This window comes from Chengkuizengella marina, from assembly GCF_009910845.1.
Lineage (GTDB): Bacteria > Bacillota > Bacilli > Paenibacillales > KCTC-33759 > Chengkuizengella > Chengkuizengella marina.
Genome location: NZ_SIJB01000015.1, coordinates 35,028 through 61,898, shown reverse-complemented (window position 1 = coordinate 61,898; position 26,871 = coordinate 35,028). Strand labels below are relative to the sequence as shown.

Below are 26,871 nucleotides of genomic sequence, written 5' to 3'. Positions count from 1 at the left end.
TATAAACTATTATCAATGTCCTATTTTTATATAACACATCTTAAAAATAGATGTCAATATGTAGGTAACTATTTTATATGAAAATGCAACTTAAAAAAGTCAATTCTTACCTAAGGCAAGAATTGACTTTAAGTTATTGTTTTTACGGTAGTATGAGTTTTTGACCAGGTACGATTAAATGTGGGTTATTTCCAATCACATCTTTATTCAATTCATAAATGGATTCCCATTTAGATCCGTCCCCTAAATGAGTTGAAGCAATTTTCCATAAGTTATCACCTGATTGAACTACGTAAGTATCTTCTGTTGTAGATTCCTCTGTTACATCAGTATTTGTATCTTCATTATTTTCCTCTGTTCCTTCTTCAGCAGCTTCCCCTGTTGTATCTTCTGAATTTTCACCATTACCTAATGCAATAGAGAATTTAGCATAACCATTTTCCCCAGTTTCAACATACTTGAAGCTCTCACCTTCTACATATTTTTGAGCTTCTGGTGAAGTTTCAAACGTTACGTTCACATTGGCATCAATTGGAGCAAATGTCCAGTTCATATCTGCAGATGGGTTAATTGTTTGTTTTTCTAAAATGTAGTTGATAATAATTTGACGGTTTTCATCTGGAGATTCAATGATCACTTTCTCACCACTAATTCCTGGAAAGTTTCCTCCGCCACTAGCACGATAGTTATTTGTAGCTACAATAAATTCCTGCTCTGCAGAAATAGGATGACCTTGAAACTGTAAATTTACAATACGACTGCTATCTGGATTAACAACATTACCTTTTGAATCATATTTTGCTGGTTGTGTTACATCAATTTCATAAGTCACACCATCAATAACATCAAAATTGTAAGTAGGGAAACTTGTATTGATTAATGTTTGTTCTTCTTGAACGGATGGATCAATTTGATTAAATTGTCCTGCAGACATTTCCAACCATTGTTTTAAATCATCACCATTAATAAGAACAGCTTGTAATGTATTTGGATATAAATATAAATCGGCTACATTTTTAATTGCAATTTCACCAGCAGGTACATCTGTAAAATAACTTACGCCTCCACGTCCACCAGCTTTAAATGGTGCGCCAGCGGATACAACTGGAATTCCGTCATATTCTGTACCTTGAATGAATTTTTCCACATACCATTTTTGTGCATTTGTAACGATTTGAATAGATGGATCATCTTGAACTAATGCAAAATAACTATTAATTGGCGCTGTAGTTTCTCCAACAGCACTTCTTACCCATTCTATCGTTGCATCATGGTCTTCTTTTACTGCCTCAACAATTTCAGCATCTGCATCAACCAAAGATGTTTTTGTATCTTTATCATATATTTTTTGTACTGATGATTGTGATGAATTTACCACCCATTTACCATCTACTTTTTCTAATTCAAAATCAATAACACCTAAGTGATCTCCCCAGAAACCAGGCATTACTGCGGATATACCATTTATAGTTCCAGCTTCTACATCTACGCCCTCAATATTTGCATAAGAAGCACTTGGAAAAACTTGATGAGAATGTCCGAATAAAATCGCATCAATTCCTTCTACTTTACTTAAATCAAATATAGCGTTTTCCTGTAACCCTTTTTTATTTGATGATCCTAATCCTGAATGTGGTATAGTAATGATGATATCCGCACCTTTTTCTTTCATTTCAGGAACAAACTTTTCAGCCGTTTCTACAATATCTTTCGCAATCACTTTACCTTCTAAATTCTTCTTATCCCAGTTCATGATTTGAGGTGGAGTAAAACCAATTACACCTACTTTTAATGTATGAGTTTCTCCATCTTCATCTATAACTTCACGATCTAATATTAAATATGGGGTAAAATAATTTTCATCATTTGTAGGATCATCATCTTGATCATCAATGTACACGTTTGCATTTACGTACGGGAAATTAGATCCTGCTAAAGTTTTGTCAAGAAAATCTAAACCATAGTTAAATTCATGATTTCCGATGTTACCAGCATCATAATCTAATAAATTCATTGCTTTATATACTGGATGAGTTTCCCCTTCTTCTAACTCATCTATTTTAGCCACATAGTCCCCTAATGGGTTTCCTTGAATAAGATCTCCATTATCAAATAATAGACTGTTTGTTGCTTCTTCTCTTGCTTTTTTAATTAATGAAGCCGTTTTCGCAAGTCCGAATGCATCAACTTCCAAGTCTTTATAGTAATCATAGTTTACTAGGTTTACATGGATATCTGTGGTCTCCAATACTCTAAGGTTTACGATATCTTTATTTTCCTCTGCATTCGATACAGTAGGTAGTACGGATGGAATGACTAGACCTAACGCTAATGCTGTATTAAGAACTAGTTTTTTCTTTGACTTTTTCATATTTAAAGATCCGCCTTTCAAAATAAAAGTATGTACAATAACATAACAATCTTAATATAAATCAATTTAAATGTAAATTACACAATCTGACGGTTTTCGACAAATTGAACAGACAACAAAAAACAAATTCATTTTATTTTTCATATACCCCATAACATAAATGATAAGTAGCTTGAACTCCTTGAGTAGAAGCAAAATGCTGCGTATAGTATTTTTCCATATTTAAAATCAATCTGCGATTTATACCACTATCTGCTTGAGAAGACTCATGTTTACTAGCATTTCCAGCCCCTACTCTTTTAACATGATGCATGAATTCTCGAACACTTCTATACTGTTCTGTTATCTTTTCTTCTACTGTACAAATTTCGTTCATTTGTTGTTTACATACTTGCTGCCACTCATTCATGCTCATAAATTTTTGTCCATGTTGTTGGTGCACTATATTCAACTGTTTTTCAACCTCGTAAAAAGAAGTATGCAATTCATAAAACGTATCTGGACCAAAAGTAGAGAAAGCAAATACTCCATTTGCATTTAAGCAATTCAGATAAGCTTTAATGGTTTGTTTAGGCGCATTGAACCACTGAAAGGTTGCATTTGAAATAATTAAATCGTAGGTTTGCTCGAATATATCTTCACAAACATCTGATGCTTCTTTCATTCGATCATGACTTAGAATCCGCTCAGCATCCACTGCAAAGAATTCTATGTTTTTTTGCATCCCTCCTATTTTACGTTTGGTTTGTTGAATCATGGATTCAGACAAATCAAAAACAGTGTATTTTGCATTTGGATAGTATTCAAGGAGTAATTTCGTTAGGTTTCCTGTGCCACAACCAATTTCTAATATATTTAGGTATGATTTTGATGTATTGTGCTGTACTAATTGCAGCAGTTTAATTGCCATCACTTTTTGAATTTTTGCATATAAATCATACTCAAACGCATGTCGACTGAAATTTTTGCGAACAAGTTCTTTGTTGATGGTCATGAAAATAACTCCTTATTTCTTCTAGTAAAATACGGATATGTATACATTAAAACTATTTTATCATTTTAAATTAAATACTCCCACCTCATTTAAGTAAAGTGGGAGTTAAATGAATGTTAAAAAACAGATATAGAATAGCAAATAACATGATACACCTCCGTATTCAAATCATTTTGAACGGAAAATGCACAGAGAAATATATATTACCAAAAAACAACTTTAATTTGGCAATAAGGAATTAGTTATTTTCTATTGTATAAAAAATAACAATTGGTATATTATTCATTCAATAAATGATAAATATATGAAATTTATTATATAATCTAAAGAGAATAAACAACTTTAATTAAGGAGTGATTGTTTGTTATGGACATATCAGAAAAGTGGAATGATGTAGATTTTTATTTTAGTAATAAAATTGGTTCAAATGATCCAATCATGGATTCCATATTGAAAGCAAATACAGAAGCAGACTTACCTGCTATTGATGTCTCTGCAAATCAAGGCAAATTACTTTACTTGCTTGCCAAGCTTAAAGGGGTCAAAAACATATTAGAAATTGGAACCCTTGGTGGTTATAGTAGTGTTTGGCTTGGTCGAGCGTTACCAGAAGATGGGCACCTTATTACACTAGAATATGATCCTAAACATGCAAAAGTGGCTAGAGAAAACATAAAAAAAGCAGGATTAGAAAATAAGATTGAAGTCATTGTAGGAGCAGCCCTTGATTCATTACAAGTTCTTGAAGAAAAAGCTGTCCCAAAATTTGACTTCATCTTTATTGATGCCGATAAACCTAACAATCCAAACTATGTAAAATGGGCATTGAAACTGGCTAATCCAGGAGCGGTTATTATCGTGGATAATGTGGTACGTAGTGGAAAAATCATAGATAGTGAGAGTGAAGATTTAGGTGTGCAAGGTACTCGTCAATTATTTGATTTACTATCAAATGAGTCTCGTATAGATTCCACAGCGATTCAAACTGTAGGAACAAAAGGGTATGATGGTTTTGTTTTCGGGATAGTAAAAGAATAGAACCAATTAAAAAAAAATGTACATATTGGACTTCTTTATGGAAGCTTAGATGATTTGAACATCACTATGATGTGATGTTCATTTTTTGTTCAAAAGTAAAACCTTTAATAACTTTACCTTCTCGTTACGTTAACGTATATAATATGATAAAAAGAAAAAGTTATATAAAAAAGAAAGTTAATAAGGATGAAAGCTATGAAGATAAACGAAGTAGCTAAGAAGTTAAATATTTCCACTAGAGCAATCCGTTTCTATGAAGAAAAAGGTCTCATCTCACCTGAAAAGCAAAGCGAGAATTCCTATCGCACTTTTAATGAAAAAGATATATGGCGGTTGCAAACAATAATTTCATTGAGAGAAATTGGAATTCCAATAGAAGAGATAAAAAAAGTACTATTAAAAATAGAAAAAGAAGATAAAAAAGAAGTGGAATACTATTTAAATTTACAACGTGCAAGTATGTATTCTCGGTGGGTAGAATTAAAACTACAACTTGATACGATTGATCAAATGATAGATAAATTAAAAGTTAGAGAAACATTAAATTTAGAAGATATTTTTGAACTTGCTAATGGTTCAAAAAGATTAAATGCAATTCGTAAACAATGGAGTGACCAATGGGGGTTTGATAAATTAGCACCTTCTTTTGATCAAAAATTATTAGAGATCTTTCCTGAGTTACAATACGTTGAAGATTATGAACTTTCATTAAATGCAGCGGTTGAATGTATTTCTCCAAAAAAAGAAGAGATTGGATTAGATATAGGAGTTGGTACAGGTAACTTTGCAGTTAAATTTATCTCAAAAGGGGTTCAAATGAAAGGGATAGATCAGTCTAAGGAGATGTTAAAACAATGTCATATAAAATATCCGGAGATTGATACCAAACTTGGAAATTTTCTTGCCATCCCCTTTTCAAATCATGAATTTGATTTTGTTATATCTAGTTTTACGTACAATCACCTAATAGATGAACAGAAAGTGTTGGCTTTAGATGAAATAAACCGTGTATTAAAACCTCACGGGCGTATATGTATTGTAGATTTTATGACTAAAAATGAAGTGAGGCAACATACAGGTAAACAATATACAAATCGTTTTGAATTAATAAAACAATTAAATCACATGGGGTTCATCACCATTTTTCAGCAAATCAATGAGTATATTCATATTGTTTATGGGATAAGAAAGTTATAATTTTATGATATTACAGATTATTAAAAAATGACTATAATGATATGATAAGCTGTGTAATAAAATATTCATTTATAACTCTATCTGGAATTTCGTGGTATAATAGAAACAATACAATCGTGGCAGGGCGGTAGGCAAATCCTCCATACGAAGGGGGGTGATGCCATGACAGTTTATCAAGCTATATCTTTAATGTTAACCTTTGGGTTATTAATAATAGCTTTAAAATCTGTTAGAAACAAAAAATAGACCGCCCAATTGCCAAAGGGATAATGGTCTATTTTCTATAGAACTCTATGCTTACCGTTTAAAACGGCTATTGTATGAAACCGTATGGTGTTACCGCACCTGCGGTTTCTTTTATAGTATATGATTTGATTAACTATATTATACACTATAATTGTATTTTTTGCATATTTAATAAACATTTTATTAATTTTATTTATAAATATTTAACCACTCTATCAAATCTTTCACCATACTTGGTGTAATGACATGATTTGTATTTTCATAAATAAACAAATCAACATTCTTCTTTTTTAAATTTCAGTTAGATATAAATATTCTTGAATTAAAAAATCCGTTGGAATAAAATCTAACGGATTTTTGTTTATTGTATCTTAGTTTAACAAAAATTTTTATTGTGTAAAGTAAAATTGAAATTGGAAAAATAAATTGACTAAATTTTACATAAATGATAGATTAAAGAAAATAATAATGATAGAGGTGTATCTATGAAATTTATGAAATTTTCTAAGATGTTTTATTTAGGTTTGATTGTGATTGTTTGTTTTGTAAGCCCTTTCAATTTTTTTGTAAGCCCTTACAATGTATCTGCACAAGAAGGTCTATCATTATACAACAGTAACTCAAATAATAACTTAAATTTGATGGATCAGTTAAGCGATCAAGCACCAATATCTCAAAACTTACTTGTTGATAGTATTGAACGTGTAAATGATCATCCAATCATATTAGTCCATGGTTTAGTAGGTTGGGGACGTGATGAGTTTCTAGGCTTTAGATATTGGGGTGGCCTTGTTGATATTGAAGAGGATTTGAAAAACTATGGATATGAAACATATACTGCAGCTGTTGGACCGTTTTCTAGCAACTGGGATAGAGCTTGTGAATTGTACGCTCAAATAAAGGGAGGTACCGTTGATTACGGTGAGGCTCATTCTAAAGAGCACGGTCATGAACAGTACGGAAGGACATATTCAGGTTTTCTACCAGAATGGGGAGAAATCAATCCTGATACAGGTATACAAAACAAAGTTCATTTAGTAGGTCATAGTTTAGGTGGACAAACCATTCGTGTGTTAACACAACTTTTAGAACAAGGGAACGAGCAAGAGCGGGAGTTAACCGATCCTGATCAATTATCTCCGCTATTTAATAACGAACAAACTTCCTGGGTAAGTAGCGTATTAACAATCTCATCTCCACATGACGGATCAACAACCACAAGGTTTATCGATGGGTTTTTTCCAATGACAAAAGATATTATTGCCTTAGCTGCTAGTCTGTCAGGAAAAAAAACAGACAATAACTTTTATGATTTTAAGCTCGATCAATGGGGATTAAAGAGAGAACCCGGAGAATCTTGGGAAAATTACGCTGAACGAGTGTACAACAGTTCGATTTGGAGTGATACAAAAGATACAGCTGAATGGGATGTTAGTCCAGAGGGTGCAAGTGAATTAAATAGTTGGGTTTTAGCTCAACCTGATACCTATTATTTTTCAGTATCATCAGAGCAGACTTACCCTTCAATTTGGACAGGGTATCATAAACCTGAATTATTTATGAATCCAATATTTTATTTAACAGGTGGTTTTCTTGGAAAATATACAGAAAGTGGAGAATACGATATTGATAGGGACTGGTGGAAGAATGATGGTGTTGTTAATACAAACTCCATGGATGGTCCAACATTAGATTCCCCAGACGAAATTATAAACTATAAGGGAGTAGCTGAAATAGGTAAATGGAATTATTTAGGCGAATTTTCTTCAACAGACCATATAGATATCATCGGAATTGGTCTTTATGAAGTTCGTGATTGGTATCGTTCTATAGCAGACTTACTTGGTTCATTACAATAGTAAATAAGAAAATATTGGTTGTATTAGATAATAGCGACAAAAAATTATAGAGAAAATAGATAAATTTAGTGTAAACGTATAAAAGTACAAAAGGAAAAATCCTTTTGTACTTTCTTATTTAACAGCTTAAATATCATTTTAATTAAGAACTTTCTTTTTATCAAATAAGTAACTTAACACAACCATTGAACTTTAATTCGTGTTTAAATATCCAACTTCAATTACTTCTTCATTTTTAAAAGCATGTATGATCAATATAAATGATTCCTAAAACTCTTTCACCACAGCCATTTCCTTACCAAATCGATCACCTTTGTCAACAAAACCAAAACTGGCATAAAGTTGATGTGCCCCTAAATTTTCTGGATGGTAACCTACAATGATTTTATTTGAATTCGGTAATTTTGATATTTCGTCTATCATAAGCTGAGTAGCTTTTTTACCAATTCCTTTTCCTTGAAAGTTCTTATCAACCATAATCCGATATACCCAGTAGCCATCCAGTTCTTCTTTCACCGTATTGAACATAAGGAACCCAACTGTTTTACCTTCATATTGAATAGCGTAAGGTTTTAATGTTGGTTCAAATTTAGATTGAGCTATGGATACGGCATTTGATTCTATAAACTTTATTTGATCATCTGAAACTTTTAACGTACAACATTCATACCAATTGTCAGCATTTAATTCTACAAGTGTTACTTTTTCGTTATTCATATTTTCTCCTCGTCGTGGTGTTTCAAAAAGGCTGCGAAATCCACCTTTCAATCTAATCAAATTATTAACTAGGATTGGAAAGCCATTATTCCTCTGCAGTGATATTGACTGTTTTGAAACACATATTTAATTATTAATTTGTTTTTATAGACATTTTATCTATTGATATTTTATCACCTTTTATCAAGATAGGGTAAATTTTGAATATTTCAACTTTTTTGATGGGAAATATACATTAAATATATTTATTAATTCTTAAATTAAATAAAGCAGCCTTTCCTCGATTGAAAACAGAAAAAAGGCAGCAACAACTAATGTTATTTTTAATTTCGATTTATTGTCTTCTTAACTAGATGAGATTTATTGAAAATCATCAAAATATTCTAACCAATCTTCCAGAATCTCTTCTTCTGTTTTATCAAAAAACTGTATTGCGATTTCATCTTTTTCACTTCCACTGATAGATTGTTCAGGTTCGAAATGATCACCAATATATTCTACATATTCATATACTTCTTCATAACCATATTCCTCAGCTAAATACCAAAATAAAGCTAAAGTAACTCCGTAGTTTTCATCACTTGCTCGTTTAATATCATCGAATGAATTTAACTGAATATCCTTATCTAGTATTGCTTTATTACTTTTTAGTTTTTTGACGTATTTTACAATAGAGCTCTTTGAATCTTTAACTGAAATTAAATCTAAATCATTGAATGAATTTGTAGTATATTTATGATGGAAAAACGCACTGTACTCTGCCCCACCTTCCAGTAACCAGAATCGATAATCCTCTCCCCAGAATTTCTCATAAATCTCCTGCTTATCTTGATCATCCAAGGAAGATTGCTGATCGAAATAATGTACAATTTCATGGGTTAATACTGGACGAAAATCAAATGGAAGAGTAGAACCATTAATTAAAATTTCTGTATGTTCACCCCAAGAAGATGCCTTACCTTGAGTTTTCTCTGGAAATGGTGTATCAGAATCATCAGTGTAAAAATAAATATCTAATGAAGAATTTACATTCTCATAGGGTTGAAAATCTTTTATTTTTTCAATGGATTTTATTATATCCTCAATTTCGGTATAAGCAAAGCCTTTTCCAAACTCTTCTTCATAATCATCTGTCACATAAATTCGTATTGGATTTCCTTTCTCCATATCTAATCGATAGTAATTAAGATCTGGTATAATTTCATCTGGAGCATACTCACTTACTACATCTTTTTTCCCCATATATAAAAAATTCTCATCCGTTTTTTCAGTTGAAAAATTCATATAATAACGAGCATGATCTAAAAAGATACGAAGTGTATAATCTGTATTTGGTCGTAGATATTCAACAGGAGTAACTGTCGCTTCATTCCCTTTTAGACCAATAGTTACAGGAATAAACATATCCTCACTTTCAATAACAATACCATCAATATCTTCAACAAAAATTTGTTTATTAAATTGAATCGTAAACGTTTTGACTAGAGGAACTTCTTTCTTCTCAGGTAATTTTATCCAATCTTCATATTTTGCATAACTGATAGATTGTGGGAAAACACTAGAATAACTTAATAGAACAATTACAATGAAAAAAAATAAAAAATTGCTACGTTTAAATACCATTACAGTTTTTCTCCTCATCCCTTTTTCTATTATTATACCAAAAACAAATGGGGACGTACTTTAAATATAAAATGGAAAAATCTAGATTGTCACAAAGCTTTCAAACTAAATAAATTGAATAAATCATTACTTATATCGTAAAATTAAGATATAACAATATATAAATTTAAATGTAATATTAAGGTAATGATAAAGTTAACCTTATTTTCAGTATCAAACTATAGAGGAGGAAGTTCATAATGAGTAAAAAAGTACTTATCGTAGGTGGTGTAGCAGGTGGAGCTTCTGCAGCTGCTAGGCTAAGAAGACTGGATGAAACAGCTGAAATCATTATATTTGAAAAAGGAGAATTCATTTCCTTTGCAAATTGTGGATTACCTTATTTCATAGGTGAAACTATACAAGATCGTTCTAAGTTGTTAGTCACATCCCCAGACATGATGAAAAACAGATTTAATATTGACGTAAGAGTATGTAGTGAGGTCATTCAAGTAGATTCAGAAAATAAAAAAGTAGTAGTGAGAAGTAAACATTTAGGTGAATACGAAGAAACTTTTGATGATCTCATTTTATCTCCTGGTGCTAAACCGATTGTCCCTAATCTGCAAGGAATTGAAAGCAATAAAATATTTACACTTAGAAATATTCCAGATACCGATCAAATTAAAAGTGTTGTAGATCAAAATGATATACAAAAAGCTATAATTGTGGGTGGAGGTTACATTGGTGTTGAAATGGCTGAAAGCTTAGTTCAACGTGGACTTCAAGTCACTTTAATTGAAAGTGCGCCGCATATCCTGGCACCTTTTGACTCAGATATGGTAACTCATGCAGAGAAAGAAATGCAAGAACACGGTGTTCAATTCATATTTAATGATCGAATAGAAGCCTTTCAAGATGATCAAGCGGAAATCACAGCCATCATGCAAAGCGGTAAAAAGTTAACCGTAGATATTGTGATTATGGCAATAGGTGTTGTTCCAGACACAGCTTTCTTACAAAAAACAGACATCAATTTAGGTGAAAAAGGTCATATTATTGTTAACGATGAAATGCAAACAAACGTGAAGGGAATATGGGCTGTTGGTGATGCGGTGGAAGTTAAACATTTTGTTCATCAACAAAAAACGGCAATACCTTTAGCTGGACCAGCAAATAAACAAGGGAGAATTGTTGCCGATCAGATTTGTGGGATTCCTTCCACATATAAAGGCACTCAAGGCACTTCTGTTATTAAGATCTTTAATCTGACTGGAGCAAGCACCGGATTAAATGAAAGAAATTTAAAACAATTCAATATGCCATACCATGTTGTTCATGTTCACCCTCTATCTCATGCTGGTTATTATCCTGGTGCCAAACCTCTTTCATTAAAATTAATATTTCAAGATGATGGTAAAATACTTGGAGCCCAGGCATTTGGTAAAGAAGGAGTGGATAAAAGAATTGATGTACTTGCAACCACCATTCGTCTTGGAGGCACTATTTATGATTTAACGGAGCTTGAACTTTGTTATGCTCCACCATATTCATCTGCAAAAGACCCTGTCAATATGGCAGGTTATGTTGCTGAAAACTTACTTACTGGAAAAAGCGATATTTATGTAATAGAAGATCTAATAAATCAATTTGATCCGAACGATATGGTTCTCATTGATGTAAGAACAGAACAAGAGTTTGAAAAAGGAGCCATTGAAGGCTCAATTCATATTCCTGTTGATGAATTACGTGAAAGAAAAGAAGAACTGCCCTCTAACAAAGAACTTTGGGTATATTGCCAAGTAGGTGTGAGAGGTCATATTGCTTCTAGAATATTAGTTCAAGAAGGTTTTAAAGTAAAAAATTTAACAGGTGGATACAAATCCTACGAAATATCTGAAAAATCCAGTTCCTAAATACCATTTGATTATGTGCTCTAAATAATTATATAATTATAACCGATGTATATAAGTTATTTTATTTCGAAAAGAAAGTAGGTAAATTTTATGGAAAACTTCACATTCTATAATCCAACCCAATTAATATTTGGAAAAGGCCAGATGCAGCAATTAACTAAGGAAGTTCCTAAATACGGACAAAAAGTCTTAGTTGTTTATGGTGGAGGAAGTATTAAAAGAAATGGTATTTATGATAAAGTGATGAGTTATTTAAAAGATATAGATACTGAAATATTTGAATTGTCTGGTGTTGAACCGAACCCTCGTTTAACTACAGTGCATAAAGGAGTAGATATTTGTAAAAATGAAGGCATTGAGTTCCTGCTCGCAGTTGGTGGTGGAAGTGTTATTGACTGTACAAAAGCAATTGCTGCGGGAGCCAGATTAGATGGTGATATTTGGGAAGTGATCACACGCAAAAAAGCAGCTGTAGATGCGTTGCCTTTCGGTACTGTGTTAACACTTGCTGCAACTGGATCAGAAATGAATGCTGGTTCTGTGATTACAAACTGGGAAACAAATGAAAAGTATGGATGGGGAAGTCCAGCAGTATTCCCTAAATTTTCGATTCTAGATCCTGAAAATACGTTCACTGTACCCAGGGATCAAACCATATATGGTATTGTAGACATGATGACACATGTGCTTGAACAGTATTTCCATCACATAGAAAACACACCACTTCAAGATCGGATGTGTGAATCTGTACTGCAAACTGTAATTGAAACTGCACCTCTATTACTAAATGATTTAGAAAACTATAACCATCGTGAAACGATCCTTTACAACGGTACAATCGCTTTGAATGGCATGTTATCCATGGGATATCGTGGAGATTGGGCTACTCACAACATTGAACATGCAGTTTCTGCTGTATATGATATTCCACATGCTGGAGGACTAGCGATCTTGTTCCCGAACTGGATGAAACACAATTTAGCAGCCAATGTTGGACGCTTCAAACAACTAGCTACACGAGTATTTGATGTAGAAACTGAAGGAAAAACAGATAAAGAAGTTGCTCTGGAAGGTATTGAAAAACTAAGTGCTTTCTGGTCTAGTTTAGGCGCTCCTTCTACCCTCGCTGATTATGATATTGATGATAAAAATTTAGAAAGTATCGCAGATAAAACATTAGTTTATGGTGAATTTGGAAACTTTAATAAATTAAATAAAAAAGATGTTATGTCTATTTTAAATGCATCATTGTAAAGAGCTGAGCCAGATAAACGTTTAATATAAACATCTATGAAAATAAAAGCCTGCAATGAGGGCGTATCCCTCCATTGCAGGCTTTTTTATGAAATCTAAATTCAATTTATGGTGTGCTATTCACCATAGGAATATCCTGTTGGAATTCCCCTACTTTTTTGTACGTAAAACCATATTGTAAATTTTGAATCACTTGTCCATTTGTGACAGTAAATTCATATCTCCCTGTAGCATCGTTGTATATTAACATTGGATTTTCTTGTGGTCCATTGTTAATGACATAATGCAAAATAATATACTCGTAAGTTGCATTAGCTTCTGGTGTAAACCAAATGGTAGCTTCTGTAGTATTTAAATAAGTTACACCATGTTGTGCAGTTGGATCTGTAGGAATTACTGGTGCTGCATCTGTAGTCACTTGTAAACCATTACTTGCTGCAGATTCGTTTCCTGCTGCGTCTTTAGCCACTACAGTAAACGTATAAATTGTATTTTCTGTTAATCCTGTTACTGTATGAGCTGTGCCTGTTGTATTGCCCTCAAGTATTCCATCTTTATAAATATCATAACTTACTACTCCTACGTTATCTGTTGCTGCTGTCCAAGTTAAGTCAACTGTAGTTTCACCTTTTGCTGTAAAATTTAAATTTGTTGGTGCTGTAGGTGCTTCCGTGTCTACTTCTGGTTCTGGATTGGTCACTCCTCCAGACCCAACCTCATATTGATACCACTCAGAATCTTGGCCAAAAGTGATGAAATAAGTGTATTGGAAATCTATAATGTCACCAGTATTCAATCCTTGGATGGTATATTCCCAGACTCCGTTCTGCTCCACACTTCCAACATTTTGTTGTACGCCATTATTCACTATATAATGTAAATCTGCAAAACTAGCTACACCATCTGGCGTGAACTTTAATGTCACACTACTTCCGCTATCTACAATCTCAACAGTAAAATCTGGACCTACAATGACATTCCCACCTGATGGAGGTGCTGCATCCGTTGTAACGGATAAAGAATTGCTAGCAGTTGAACTGTTTCCGGCTGCATCTTTTGCTATCACTTCAAACGAATACGTTGTATTTGCTGTTAATCCAGAAACTTGATAAGATGTTGTCGTTGTATGATCTACAAACACTCCATCCTGATAAACATCATAACCTACCACTCCTACATTATCGGTAGATGCTGTCCATCCTAAATCAACTGTACTTTCACTTTTTGCTGTTGAAATTAAGTTTGATGGTGATGTTGGTGCTTCATTATCTACTGGTATTGATCCCGTTGTAACTGTTGTTTCATTACTTGCAACAGACTCATTACCTGCACCATCTTTCGCTATAACTGTAAAAGTATAAACTGTTTCTGGTGTTAATCCAGTAACCTGATAAGATGTTGTCGTTGTATGATCTACAAACACTCCATCCTGATAAACATCATAACCTACCACTCCTACATTATCGGTAGATGCTGTCCATCCTAACTCTACAGTTGTGCCAGTTACATTGGCTGATGTTAAGTTTGATGGCGTTGTTGGAGCTATTGTATCCTCTACAATACCACCAGGTAGTTGTCCCATAGTATAATTAAAAAACTTAGAAAGTGTAGCTACACCATTTACAATCGTATTATATCTATAAGTCAGATTTGCATTTTCAGGTACATCAATTGTCGTTTCAAAGTTGCCTACTGCATTTTCAACTAAGCTAAATCCAGCTTCACCTGCTCCATTAATTCCTACTAATAAAATGACTTCATCAAACCCTGAACTTGGTACAATGGTAAAGGTTGCAGTTGTAGGTGTTGTTTCAACTATTTCTTGTGTATAACCTGGACCTGGTTCGAAACCAGAACGCACTTGGAAAATTTCACTTCTAGCTGACTCATTGCCATCTGCATCCCGTGCTACTATTTCATATGAATAGAATGTTAATGGTTCCAAACCTAAATCATTGAAATTAGTTTCTTCTGTTGTAACCACTTTTACCCCATCCCGAAATACATCATACTCCACAGTTAAAATGTTATCTGAGGATACATTCCAATTTAAATGAATAGATCTGTGTGTCTCTTCAACACTGATGATACCTGTTGGTGTATCAGGGGCTTCAGTATCTACAATTGTTGTTGTGACTTGTAAAGGTAAGCTTTCACCCGAAATGGTATCGACATCTTTTGCTTTTACAGTGAAATTATATGTTGTTGTAGGCTCCAAACCTTCAACCTTCACTTTTGTTTCTGTAGATGAAACAGCATAACTTCCATTTACAAAGATATCGTACTCAACCACTCCACGATCATCTGAAGAAGGATCCCACTCTAATGTCACATAGTTGGATGCCACTCTATTTACTTGTAAACCAACTGGTATAGAAGGTGGATTTGTATCTGGAATATACACACCTTGATCAGAATTAAAGCTTTTTGGAGCTACAGTAATTTGTTGTCCATCTGAGAAATTTACAACCTTAGTTTCATTTGTCATATTGTAAACTACATAGGTTTTCTCTCCGATATCATTTTTAAATACAGTATAAAATGGATAATCGGCTTTTACTGTGGCATCTACTGCACCAACATTTGTTAAAGAATGAATCCAACTATACGTAAAAGCTGCTGAATTCCCCTCCTCTACTCTAAACAATCCGTTTGGTGAGGACGCGATGGCATTATTCATGAGTTGAAGTGCCTGAGTTGGATCTGCTAACGCTAAATACATCCATTGTAGGTCATCCCAATAAGCTTCAGCTTCATAATCATAAAATGGGTTACCTGCATCTTCAGCTAGACCCCATATTTCAAATAAAGGAAGCTCTGCTTGCAAGCTATTATAATTTTCTAATACATAATTAGTATCTTGACCTAAATAGAAAGAACCGCCATGGAACGGCAACCATAAAATCGCATGTCTTTGCGCAGGATTTCTCGTCCAGAAAGTAGTATTATCTACTTTACCACCCCATACAATGGTATGAGCAACCTGCTGCCACTCCTCTGGATAAATATCTTGATTTAAATCAAAGTAATATTCGTTCGAAGCATCTACTTCAGAAGTGTATAAATAAATACCTAAATCTCTAATTTCTTTTCCTTCTACTTCTTTTCCAGGCAAAGTGGATAACAATTCTCCCCACAATACAATTCCTGTCCAAGCATTAATCGCTTCTGAAACAGATTCTTGGTTATTACCTGCGCCAAACCCTGCTTTACCATCTGCCCATGAATGTCCTGCATATGGATCATAATTTCTTAAAAATGGGAACATTGGATCATCACGATCTGGTGAAGCAATATGACGAATGAGAAGATCAACCATGCCACCATACTCTGCTAAAAACTGTTCATCTGCTCTAGCGATTTCAGCCGCTGCTTTAATGAAGTAACCATAATGGAAATGATGATCTGTCAAATTTGGGGCACTCCAGAATGCCTCTCTGTACCCAATCATGGCTCCCCAGTTATTATTGTAGTAAAAGAATTCCTGATTGTCCTGATTTCCGATTTCATCAGATGCAGTTAACCAATCTGTAACCATAAACTTCGCTTTTTCCAATGCTATGGAAGCTAAATTTTCAAAATCACTCTTTTCAGCCGGATCACTTACTCGATTTGCCAAATCTTCAGCAAGACCAAATAAAGTCGTTAATCTTGCCATTTCCTTTCCTGTAAAATAAGTGTCCACATCTCCTGGATTTGAGTTTAGATCATCTGGATTCGGGAAATGTCGATTGATTTCTTCCTCTAAATAAAATTTTAATTGTGCAATATTCTCTGTACTTAAATCTCCTAAATAAGGAACGTTTGGTAGTATACCTGTATACTTATCTTCTACTGTAAAGGAATTACCAATCAATGTTTTTAATTCCCCTTGCATTGAATCATACGTATATCCAGTATAGTCAGCATCCAAACCTCTCCATTGTGTAGCATATAAAGCCATTAAAGTTTCAACAGGTGCACCAGGTTCTTTAGGTGTAATTGTAAATTGATAATCTGTAAATACCTTACTGTTTACTTCATCAAAGGACCAATTCACTGTAGTATCCGTCACAAATGAATACGCATAAGTTTTCATTTGATTAAAAGCTGTAATGGCTTCCTCATCAGTACTTACATCAGGTAACAAAGCCAAAGAGAAATAATTTTTCCCTGATGGCAATTGATTTACTAACGTTGTAGTACCTAATCCGGACCATGTGGAACCTGTAGGTCCAAACAATGCATAATAATTTCCATTAACAGAAACACCAATCATTGCATCATTGTCATTTCCTACAAATATTTCAGGTGCCCTATCAAAAGATAAAGATGGATTCCCACCTTCATAAATCGCATATACAAAAGGAGAACCGTGACCATAGCTTATACTCATTCCTGTTGAGCCATTATAGAAATCAGCAGTGACAAACCAATCACTAAATCCACCAGTTCTTGCTTCTGCAAATCCTCCAACATTTGAATGTCCTAATACGAAATCATTACTTGTATCTTTAGGTAACTCAGCAGTTAAGGCTATTTGCTTTGGATAAATAACATTGTTAAATTCACTAGGTCCAGGTGCACTAACTACTTTAGAGTTACCTGGATAATAAATTTGTAAACCTTGTGTTTTAGGATAAACCGCGAGTGGATGAGGATATTGAGGTTCGCTAAACGTTTCCCAATTCATATTAGTCCACCAATCACTAGTAGGTGTTGGTTTCCAAGTTGGTGCATCAGGACCTGTAACATTAGACGAAATTAAAGATTGTGGTTCAGGATATGCCAGAGCATTAGGATCAATGATCCATGTAGGTGGTTTATCTGTTTCTGCTGGTAAAATCGTAGTATAACTCCCTGAGCCTACTTGAACCTCTCCGTTAAACGCATATGATGATGAAAATGGTACAACCAAACTTATTACTAATGAAAATATCAAAATTAATGAAAACGCTTTCTTCATTATCTTTGCCTCCCCCTCGAAAGAATATGACTGGAATAATTAATAATTTAAATGAAATTTGAATCTAAAAAATAATTGTACATGATCGGATTTAAAGTGTTATATTCGCAGGTAGTAAAGAATGAAATTTACTACCTGCGTTTAAAATTTTAAATGATTCAATTAAGGTGTACTATTCACCATGGGAATCTCCTGTTGGAATTCCCCTACTTTTTTATACGTGAAACCATATTGTAAACTTTGAATGACTTGTCCATTTGTAACTGTGATTTCATATCTTGCTGTAGCATCGTTGTAAGTTAACGTCGGATTTTGTTGTGGTCCATTGTTAATCAAATAATGCAAAATAATATATTCGTAAGTTGCATTTTCATCTGGTACAAACCAGATCGTAACTTCTGTATCATTAAGATAAGTCACACCAAAAGGATCAGTTGGGTCTGTTGGAGTTGCTGGTGCTGCATCTGTAGTCACTTGTAACGCATTACTTGCTGCAGATTCGTTCCCTGCTGCATCTTTAGCTACCACTGTAAACGTATATGTTGTGCTTTCCGTTAATCCTATTACACTATAAGATGCCCCTACTGTGTTACCCTCAAAAACTCCATCTTTGTAAACGTCGTAACCGATCACTCCAACATTATCTGTTGCTGCTGTCCATGCTAAATCAACTGTAGTTTCACCTTTTGCTGTAAAGTTTAGGTTTGTTGGTGCTGTCGGTGCTTCCGTGTCTACTTCTGGTTCTACTGGTGGTTCTGGATCAGTAGTTCCTCCTGACCCTACCTCATATTGATACCATTCTGAATCTTGGCCAAAGGTGATGAAATAAGTGTATTGGAAATCTATAATATCACCGTTATTTAAACCTTGGATAGTATATTCCCAGACTCCATTCTGATTTACGCTACCTACATTTTGTTGTCCGCCATTGTTCACTTTATAATGTACATCTGCAAAACTTGCAGGATTATCTGGAGTGAATTTTAATGTTACACTACTTCCGCTATCTACAATCTCAACTGTAAAATCTGGACCTACAATGACATTTCCACCAGATGGAGGTGCTGTATCCGTTGTTATGGATACTGAATTGCTAGCAGCTGAGCTATTCCCGGCTGCATCCTTTGCTATCACTTCAAACGAATACGTTGTATTTGCTGTTAATCCAGTAACCTGATAAGCTGTTGTCGTTGTATGATCTACAAAGACCCCATCCTGATAAACATCATAGCCTATTACTCCTATGTTATCTGTTGCTGCTGCCCAGGCTAAATCAACTGTACTATCACTTTTTGCTGTAGAAGTTAAGTTTGATGGTGCTGTTGGTGCTTGAGTATCTGGTGTACCAGGATTAGTTACAACACCAGAACCTACTTCATATCTATACCAAGATGTATCCTCAGCTAGTTGATTTTTTAAATACGTATAATAAAACTCTACAACATTACCTGCGTTTAATGACGATATTGTATATTCCCAAATACCTCCATTGTTTATCGTATTCACATTTTGTTGTATACCACCATCTACTACATATCGTAAGTCTACTAAACTAGTACTTAATGTTGGTGTGAATCGTAAAGTCAATTCTGCCCCTTGATCCACAATCTCTACTACGAAATCTTCTTCTGTGATTGTAATAGGTTCATTGGCTGGTGATGCTTCCGTAGTCACAGTTAAGCCACTACTTACTGCCGATTCATTTCCAGCTCTATCTTTTGCAACAACCGTAAATGTATAACTGGTTTCCGCTTCTAAACCTGAAATTGCAAAGTTAGTACTGGTTGTGCTGTTCACAAAGCTTCCGTCTTGAAAAACATCATACCCTGATACTCCAACATTGTCTGTTGCTGCTGTCCAACTAAGTTCCACAGATGAATCACTTACATTAGATGCACTTAAATTTGTTGGAGATGTTGGGTTTTCTGTATCAGGTTCTACTGGCTCGCCACCTCCTGGAGGTGTTCCAGAACAATTTCCTCCTGGACTTACTGCTGTTTCTTGCGCCATCGCATTTGCTGGAACTGTTAATTCAAAGCAATCTGAGAATGTAACTACAGTGTCTGAATCTGATGCATTATAAGCCACATACGTATTAAGCCCATCTTTGTTAAATACAGAATAAAGTGGCGTATTTGCTGTAATATCAAAGTTTGGTAATCCATACACATCTAAAGATCTAATCCATTGGTACGTATGTGCTCTAGATTCACCAAATTCCACACCAACAGCTGGATCAATCTCCGTATCTTCATCCTTCCATAATGTTAAAGCTTCTGCTGGATTACTAAGTGCATAATATGAAACTAGTATATCTTGCCAAGCATCCGTATTATCTATTCCTTCCCATCCGAACTGTTGTTTCTTCTGCAAATAATTTGGGAATTCAGCATACGTATTGTTGTAGTTTTGCGCAACATAATTCGGGTCAGTTCCAAGGTAAAGAGAAGCAGGTGTAATCGGTAACATTTGAATTCCGTGTGCTTCTACTGGGTTTTCAGTCCACCATGTCGTATGGTTGTACTTTCCTCCCCATACCATAACAGCATCGTCATTTGAAAATTCAGGTTCAAATACATCCCCATAAATATCAAACCAATAGTTATTAATCGCTTCTCTCTCCGTAGTATACATATATATACCGGCATCTCTAATTTCGTCGTTTCCGGTAGCTTCACCCCATAGGATTAATGAAGCCCAAGCATTCATCGCTTCAGATGAAGACTCATGGTTGTTTCCACCATATCTCCATTCATTTGCATCAATAAATCCTGGACCATTTGCCCATGAATGACCTGCATACGGATCAAAATTTCTTAAAAATGGGTATTTGGTTGAATTTCGATCAGTGGTTGCAATATCTCCAATTAATTCATTCACCATGCCGCCCCACTGACTTTCTTGATCCCATGCATCCACAGTATTTGCTTCTTGAAGAGCAACTTGTGCAGCTGCATAAATCCAATAACCCCAATGGAAATGATGATCATTTAGTTCTGTATCTGAAAAATAACTTGCACTATAACCAATTAATGTTTTCCAATGATCATCATAATAGAAATAGTTGTCTTCAACAGGTTGACCAGCTTCATTAAACTTTGTTGGCGTAAACCACCATTCCATTGTATTTTTCATTGATTGTACGAATTCATCTGTTTTTTCAGTATCATCCAATTGTGCTGTAATCGGAGCAAGATTTGATATTCGTCCAAGGTTTTTGCCCATCCAATACGTATCATATCCGCCATTGCCTCCATCCGCACCTGGATTTATGAACGGAGGATTAAGTCCCATACCATAATCAAAATATTGAGTAACATAATCTTCAAGTTTAGCAATATCTGCTGGATCTGTTAGTTCAGGCATCCAAGGTAAAATACCATTAAATACATACTGTGTGCTGAAATCAGTTCCAGCAATCGTTTTCATTGTGCCGCGAATCGTATCATACGTAGATAAATAAGATGAGTCAGGTATTAATGGATTATTCCTCCACTGATGTGGATAAAGTGCTGTAATCGTTTCAGTGTTTGTACCTTCCATAGGTGTTGTTGTAATAATATAATTCGTAGTTAAAGTACTGCTTGCTTCATCATAGTTCCAATCTACTCTAGTATCTGTAACAAAAGCAAAAGCACGATCTTTATAGAAGTTAAATGTACTCACATCACCATCAGGTAAACCGGCAACAGTAAAGAAATTCTTTCCTGCAGGCAAATCCGCAATTACTTCGTTTCCATTATTTGCCCAAGTTGTACCAGCTGGAGCATATAAACCGTAAAAATTCGTCTGACCGTTGTTATTTACTGAAATTTGAATCGAAGAATCATCTTGATGCAAAATTGTTGTAGCTAGATTAAACTTAACCTTTGGTTCTGCGCCGTCAAAAGTAAAATAGGCATAAGGACTACCATGTGCAATCGTTGCTTTCATATTTTTACTTTCATCACTACTAGCCATTAAAATGTCTGCAGACCAATCGTCAAGCTTGTCTGCCTTTGCATCCGCAGGTGAAAAGGTAGTCGCTTGAACCTCTAAGTCAATTTGACCTGGACGGTGTTCACGTTCCAATTCATTTTCTCCGTCTAATAATGTATTGACTGTTTTTGGAGGATTACTAATTTCGAAACCTGTAGGTGTTGCTTGAAAAGATAATGGATGTGCATATAAAGCGCCTGAATATTGATGCCATAATACTGAAGTTAACCAATCATTAGTTGGTAAAGGTTTTCCATCAAAATTGCTTGTTGTAAAATCTTCTGCTGGTGGTGATTTTCTCGGACCCAATACCCAATTATATAGCTGCGTTCCTTTCTGAACTGTCGAATACCCACCTGCACCTACAGCAACATCATTTTCAGTAATGTCAGCTATTGCTAGATTGGCAGGGATTAAAGTAGTTATTAGTAGTGTAAGCGTTGTCATCAATGACAATAATTTGATCTTATGCAATGTAAACACTCCTTTTATTTATTTATTTTCAGATTGTCATATAATGAATTGAAACCGATTGCAAAATGAAGGAAAATAAATTGAAATCGATTTCAATACCTAAATACCATAATATTCCTCCTTACTGGTTGTTATTGTTGTTCCATAGTTATTTTGTACTAACATAAGTGTATACTAAAGTCATTCAGTTTGTAAATAGGAAATTTGATATAAAGTGTAGAAAATTGTCGATTATTGTCTTATTTCAAAAATTTCTTGGTCAAGCAAATAAATTTTTCCGTATCAAATAAAAATGGAGCATGCCCTTCTCCTACGATTATTTTTTCACCATTTGTTATACTAAGCGGAGATAATGGGCATACCACATCATTTTCCCCATGAATCCATAGAATAGGAATGGTATTTTTATCTTCGCAAAATTGATTCCAACTTGAGCTCAAATCTGTTGTCATTAAATAATCTAACCCTGCTTCTAATCCATTTAAGTTAAAGTCCGTCTCTGCATTTTGAGTAAATAGTCCTCTCAATTTCGGATAATCTGTGGATTGAAATACAAGTTTTTTAAATTGTTTGATTGTCTGTTCTGGTTGAGCTAACAGCTGTGTTTTCATGCGCTGAACAATTCTTTGAGGCCATCCCTTAGAACGATCTTGACTCACAAATTTTAAAGTTGAGGAGATGATGATCATAGATTTTATACGGTATTGTTCTCTTTTCTTTTGATCAAATATCGTTTCTAATGCAAGCATCCCCCCTAATGACCAACCTATTAATGTCCATTCACCCGGAGTAGCCTTCAATTTGTTTTCAATCACTTTATAAAAATCGTTAATTTCATTACATTCACTAAAATTAACTAAATGATGTTCAAAATCAGGTAAGTTCTCAATCACTTCAGACCAAATTTGCGTGGACATTGCCCAACCATAAATCCACATACACTTTTTTGACATAACATTCTCACTTTCTTAACAAAATAAGTTAGACAAATTGTATGATTTAGTTACATTATTTTTTGACCTTTAAACATTCACCAACCTCATCGATATATTCTATCACCTTTTTCAAATCCTCGTCTTGATGTGAACTCATAATCGTAAAACGAATTCTTGCTGTATCCTCTGGTACCGTAGGCGGTCTTATTGCTACCGCAGCTACTCCTTTTTCTTGTAAAAGAGTACTAAATTCCATGGTTTTTTTGTTGTCCCCAACAATAAGTGGAATAATTTGCGATTCACTTTCTCCAATATTAAAACCTCTCGATTGAAGTTGTTGTTTAAACCATGCGGATTTTTCTAATAACAATTTCTGTCTCCAATTCTCAGACTTAACACGGCACCAATTTTGCTTAATAGCAGCAATATTGATTGGTGGTAATGCTGTAGTAAATATAAAACTCCTGGCTTTGTTCATTAAGTATTGTATTAAAATGGAATCCCCTGCAATATATGCCCCGTAACAACCGTATGCTTTACTAAAAGTACCCATTAAAATATCCACTTCATCAGTTAATCCCAAAGCATGTACTAACCCCTGACCCTTCATTCCATAAATACCACCACTATGCGCTTCATCCACCATAAGCATAGCACCGTATTTATTTTTCAATTCAACTAACTGCTTTAAAGGTGCCACACTACCATCCATGCTAAAAATAGAATCCGTGACGATCAGTTTTTTCTGATTCAGATCTACTTTTTTTAACAGATATTCTAAATGTTCTACATCTCTATGTCTATAACGTTTATTCTCTGCTCTGCTTAAAATAATCCCGTCTATAATACTTGCATGATTCAAACGATCGCTAAATACTACATCCTTTCTTCCAATTATCGATGATATGACTCCAACATTTGCCATATATCCACTACTGAACACTAAACAATCTTCCGTGCCCTTGAAAGAAGCAAACTGCGTTTCAAACTCTCTATAGATAGGATCATTTCCAACAATCAATCTGGATGCTGTTGAACCAAAACGAAGAGAGGAAGAGATTGGCTCTTCTTCCTCTATTAATTCAGTTACATTGGTTTTATTGAACCTTTCACTTAAACCTAAATAGTCGTTTGAAGCTAAGTTCAACATTTTTTTACCGTCTCGTAAGATCCATCCATTTTCTAATATTGTTGTTTCATGTAATGATCTGAGCTGAGATTTTTGTTCTAATTGTTTTAATTCTTCTTGCATCCATTTCCATTTTTGATGAGAACTCATTATAAAGCACATTCCTCAATTTCAAATCCAAGATCTTCCACCATTTTGTGATCTGCTGTAGCTTCTTGCCCTTCAGTCGTTAAATAATCCCCTACAAAAATGGAGTTTGCCGCATATAAACCAAGTGCTTGTAAAGATTTCAGATTCACTTCACGTCCACCAGAAACACGAATTTCTTTTGTCGGATTAATGAAACGGAATAATGCTAATACTTTCAAACATTTTCTTGGATTTAACTCATCCATGTTTTCTAAAGGGGTTCCTTTAATTGCATTCAAAAAGTTTACAGGAATAGAATCTGCATCTAATTCACGTAACGCATAAGCTGTTTCAACGATCTCTTGATTGGATTCTCCCATTCCAACGATACAACCTGAACAAGGAGACATACCAGATTTTTTCACTTGTTCTACTGTGTCTACACGATCATCATATGTATGTGTTGAGGTAATGTTGGCATAATTGGATTTACTAGTGTTTAAGTTATGATTATAGCGATCTACACCCGCATCTTTTAGACGAGCTGCTTGCTCATCAGATAAGATCCCTAAACAAGCACAAATTTTCATAGGCATCGTATCTTTAATTTCTTTAACAGCATCAATCACTTCATCTAACTCTTTACCAGACGGACCTCTTCCACTAGCCACAATACAGTATGTACCCACCTTCATTTCCATCGCTTTTTTAGCTCCGTCTACCAATGTATCTTTTTCTAACAACGAATATTTTTCAATAGGTGCATCAGAAACAATCGATTGAGAGCAATAACCACAATCTTCGGGGCATAAGCCACTTTTTGCATTTATAATTAAATTTAATTTTACTTTTTTCCCATAGTAATGTTTTCTGACTTGAAATGCAGCATTCATAATGGATAATAACTCATCATCATCCGCTTCTAACACAGATAACCCTTCTTCTAACGTTAATAACTCACCATTAATTGCTTTTTCAGCATATTCATTCCAATTTGGTTTTGTAGTAATCATTAATAATTCCCCCTTGTATGAGTGTAAATATTTTTTGAACCCGAACAAATGAATGATATATGAGAATGTTAAGAAACACTGCTGCAAAGAATCTTAATATTGTTATGTAATGTTATTATTCAAAAATAGACTTTAAATCCAAATGCTCATGAATGGTTTTAATCCATTTTTTCCGTCTTAATTCCCAATTGATACCTTCTTCATTATTGACGTTTAACCAAGGTAATTTACCAATGACAGGTACGTCTGTGAAATTTTCTATCATTGTAATATTCTCTTCAATAGAAGGATCAGCTTCATCTTCATATCCATTTAATACAACACCTTTGACCTCAAGTCCGAGTTTTCGAGCATAAGAAATGGTAAGACAAGTGTGATTCACCGTACCTAAACCGGCTCTACCAACTATGAGTATCGGAAGACTTAATTCAGTCACTAAATTAGCTATTGTCTTATCTTGAGTAATAGGTACAATAAGCCCTCCTGCCCCTTCGACGATAAGAAAATCACTGTTCATGCGTCGTTTGTGACCTTCACTAACCAACTTCATATAATCAATCTTCTTGCCTTCTCTCTCTGCTGCGATCCATGGTGCAAGCGGTTGGTAAAACGTATAGGTAGCTATATCTTCTTCCTTTTGATCCAATCCACTTCCATGTAATAATCGATAGCTGTCTGCCTCTGGATCACCCATAGTCACTCCAGATTGCACAGGTTTCCATAATTGGACATTTTCAAATTTTCTGCTGTTCTTTATAAAAGCTGCTAGTGCTGCTGCAACTTCGGTTTTTCCTACTCCTGTATCCGTCGCAGTTATAAATATACCCTTACTTTTCATCCTATGTACACCTTGTAATTTAATATGTATTAAATTGTTAACCAAAGTTTTAAATTCTAAGTTAACAATTCAACTAGATTGATTGTACTATATTCTTTAGAAGTGAACAACCTCTACTTATTTTGATCCTAAGTACAAACATAATAATGATATGTTATAAAAACATATTATTATGTTTTTCAACTTAAAAGACAGCTAACACCTATCCACTGTGTTAACTGTCTATATTAAGATAA

General features: G+C 34.4%; 16 protein-coding genes. 6 read left to right on the top strand and 10 right to left on the bottom strand.

Annotation, left to right across the window (positions count from 1 at the left end):
• Positions 1–142: 142 nt before the first annotated feature.
• Positions 143–2,371, bottom strand: coding sequence for a bifunctional 2',3'-cyclic-nucleotide 2'-phosphodiesterase/3'-nucleotidase (locus ERL59_RS06230; RefSeq protein ID WP_160645327.1), 2,229 nt, complete (start codon positions 2,369–2,371; stop codon positions 143–145).
• A 133-nt stretch (positions 2,372–2,504) separates the two neighbouring features.
• Complete coding sequence (gene bioC / locus ERL59_RS06225; protein ID WP_160645326.1) at positions 2,505–3,365, bottom strand: malonyl-ACP O-methyltransferase BioC; 861 nt, start codon at positions 3,363–3,365, stop codon at positions 2,505–2,507.
• Between the two features lie 366 nt (positions 3,366–3,731).
• On the opposite strand from bioC, the gene ERL59_RS06220 reads away from it, so the two are divergent.
• From ERL59_RS06220 to ERL59_RS06210, 4 genes are all read left to right on the top strand, one after another.
• Positions 3,732–4,403, top strand: coding sequence for an O-methyltransferase (locus tag ERL59_RS06220; protein WP_160645325.1), 672 nt, complete (start codon positions 3,732–3,734; stop codon positions 4,401–4,403).
• A gap of 195 nt (positions 4,404–4,598) precedes the next feature.
• Positions 4,599–5,600 carry a MerR family transcriptional regulator gene (locus ERL59_RS06215; protein WP_160645324.1) on the top strand — a complete coding sequence of 334 codons (1,002 nt, stop codon included), beginning with the start codon at positions 4,599–4,601 and terminating at the stop codon, positions 5,598–5,600.
• A 162-nt stretch (positions 5,601–5,762) separates the two neighbouring features.
• Positions 5,763–5,846: a putative holin-like toxin gene (locus ERL59_RS21590; RefSeq protein WP_407925687.1), complete on the top strand. Its 84-nt coding sequence runs from the start codon at positions 5,763–5,765 to the stop codon at positions 5,844–5,846.
• Positions 5,847–6,331: 485 nt separating this feature from the next.
• Entirely contained in the window at positions 6,332–7,705 is a 1,374-nt protein-coding gene (locus tag ERL59_RS06210) for an esterase/lipase family protein (RefSeq protein ID WP_201763489.1), read from the top strand.
• A gap of 267 nt (positions 7,706–7,972) precedes the next feature.
• Here the strand turns inward: ERL59_RS06210 and ERL59_RS06205 are convergent, their stop codons facing one another.
• Both ERL59_RS06205 and ERL59_RS06200 read right to left on the bottom strand, forming a co-directional pair.
• Positions 7,973–8,422, bottom strand: coding sequence for a GNAT family N-acetyltransferase (locus ERL59_RS06205; protein WP_160645323.1), 450 nt, complete (start codon positions 8,420–8,422; stop codon positions 7,973–7,975).
• A 360-nt stretch (positions 8,423–8,782) separates the two neighbouring features.
• Complete coding sequence (locus tag ERL59_RS06200; protein WP_160645322.1) at positions 8,783–10,045, bottom strand: Ig-like domain-containing protein; 1,263 nt, start codon at positions 10,043–10,045, stop codon at positions 8,783–8,785.
• A gap of 239 nt (positions 10,046–10,284) precedes the next feature.
• Here ERL59_RS06200 and ERL59_RS06195 point away from each other — a divergent pair, with 239 nt between their 5' ends.
• Together ERL59_RS06195 and ERL59_RS06190 are read left to right on the top strand one after the other, a co-directional pair.
• Positions 10,285–11,940, top strand: a complete 1,656-nt coding sequence (locus tag ERL59_RS06195; protein ID WP_160645321.1) for a CoA-disulfide reductase — start codon at positions 10,285–10,287, stop codon at positions 11,938–11,940.
• Between the two features lie 90 nt (positions 11,941–12,030).
• Positions 12,031–13,194 carry an iron-containing alcohol dehydrogenase gene (locus ERL59_RS06190; protein ID WP_160645320.1) on the top strand — a complete coding sequence of 388 codons (1,164 nt, stop codon included), beginning with the start codon at positions 12,031–12,033 and terminating at the stop codon, positions 13,192–13,194.
• Between the two features lie 106 nt (positions 13,195–13,300).
• Here the strand turns inward: ERL59_RS06190 and ERL59_RS06185 are convergent, their stop codons facing one another.
• The 6 genes from ERL59_RS06185 to bioD form a co-directional block, all read right to left on the bottom strand.
• On the bottom strand, positions 13,301–18,139 hold the full coding sequence (locus tag ERL59_RS06185; RefSeq protein WP_160645319.1) for a fibronectin type III domain-containing protein: 4,839 nt from the start codon (positions 18,137–18,139) through the stop codon (positions 13,301–13,303).
• 162 nt (positions 18,140–18,301) lie between these two features.
• A complete protein-coding gene (locus ERL59_RS21025) occupies positions 18,302–22,591 on the bottom strand; it encodes a glycosyl hydrolase (RefSeq protein WP_160645318.1) in 4,290 nt (1,429 codons plus the stop codon).
• A 239-nt stretch (positions 22,592–22,830) separates the two neighbouring features.
• Positions 22,831–23,544: an alpha/beta hydrolase family protein gene (locus ERL59_RS06175; RefSeq protein WP_160645317.1), complete on the bottom strand. Its 714-nt coding sequence runs from the start codon at positions 23,542–23,544 to the stop codon at positions 22,831–22,833.
• 55 nt (positions 23,545–23,599) lie between these two features.
• Complete coding sequence (gene bioF / locus ERL59_RS06170) at positions 23,600–24,805, bottom strand: 8-amino-7-oxononanoate synthase (protein ID WP_235929809.1); 1,206 nt, start codon at positions 24,803–24,805, stop codon at positions 23,600–23,602.
• Positions 24,805–25,797: a biotin synthase BioB gene (gene bioB, locus ERL59_RS06165; protein ID WP_160645316.1), complete on the bottom strand. Its 993-nt coding sequence runs from the start codon at positions 25,795–25,797 to the stop codon at positions 24,805–24,807. Before bioB ends, bioF begins: the two co-directional genes overlap by 1 nt.
• Before the next feature lie 115 nt (positions 25,798–25,912).
• Positions 25,913–26,635 (bottom strand): dethiobiotin synthase, encoded by a 723-nt coding sequence (gene bioD, locus ERL59_RS06160; RefSeq protein WP_160645315.1) that lies wholly within the window; start codon positions 26,633–26,635, stop codon positions 25,913–25,915.
• Positions 26,636–26,871 lie beyond the last annotated feature (236 nt).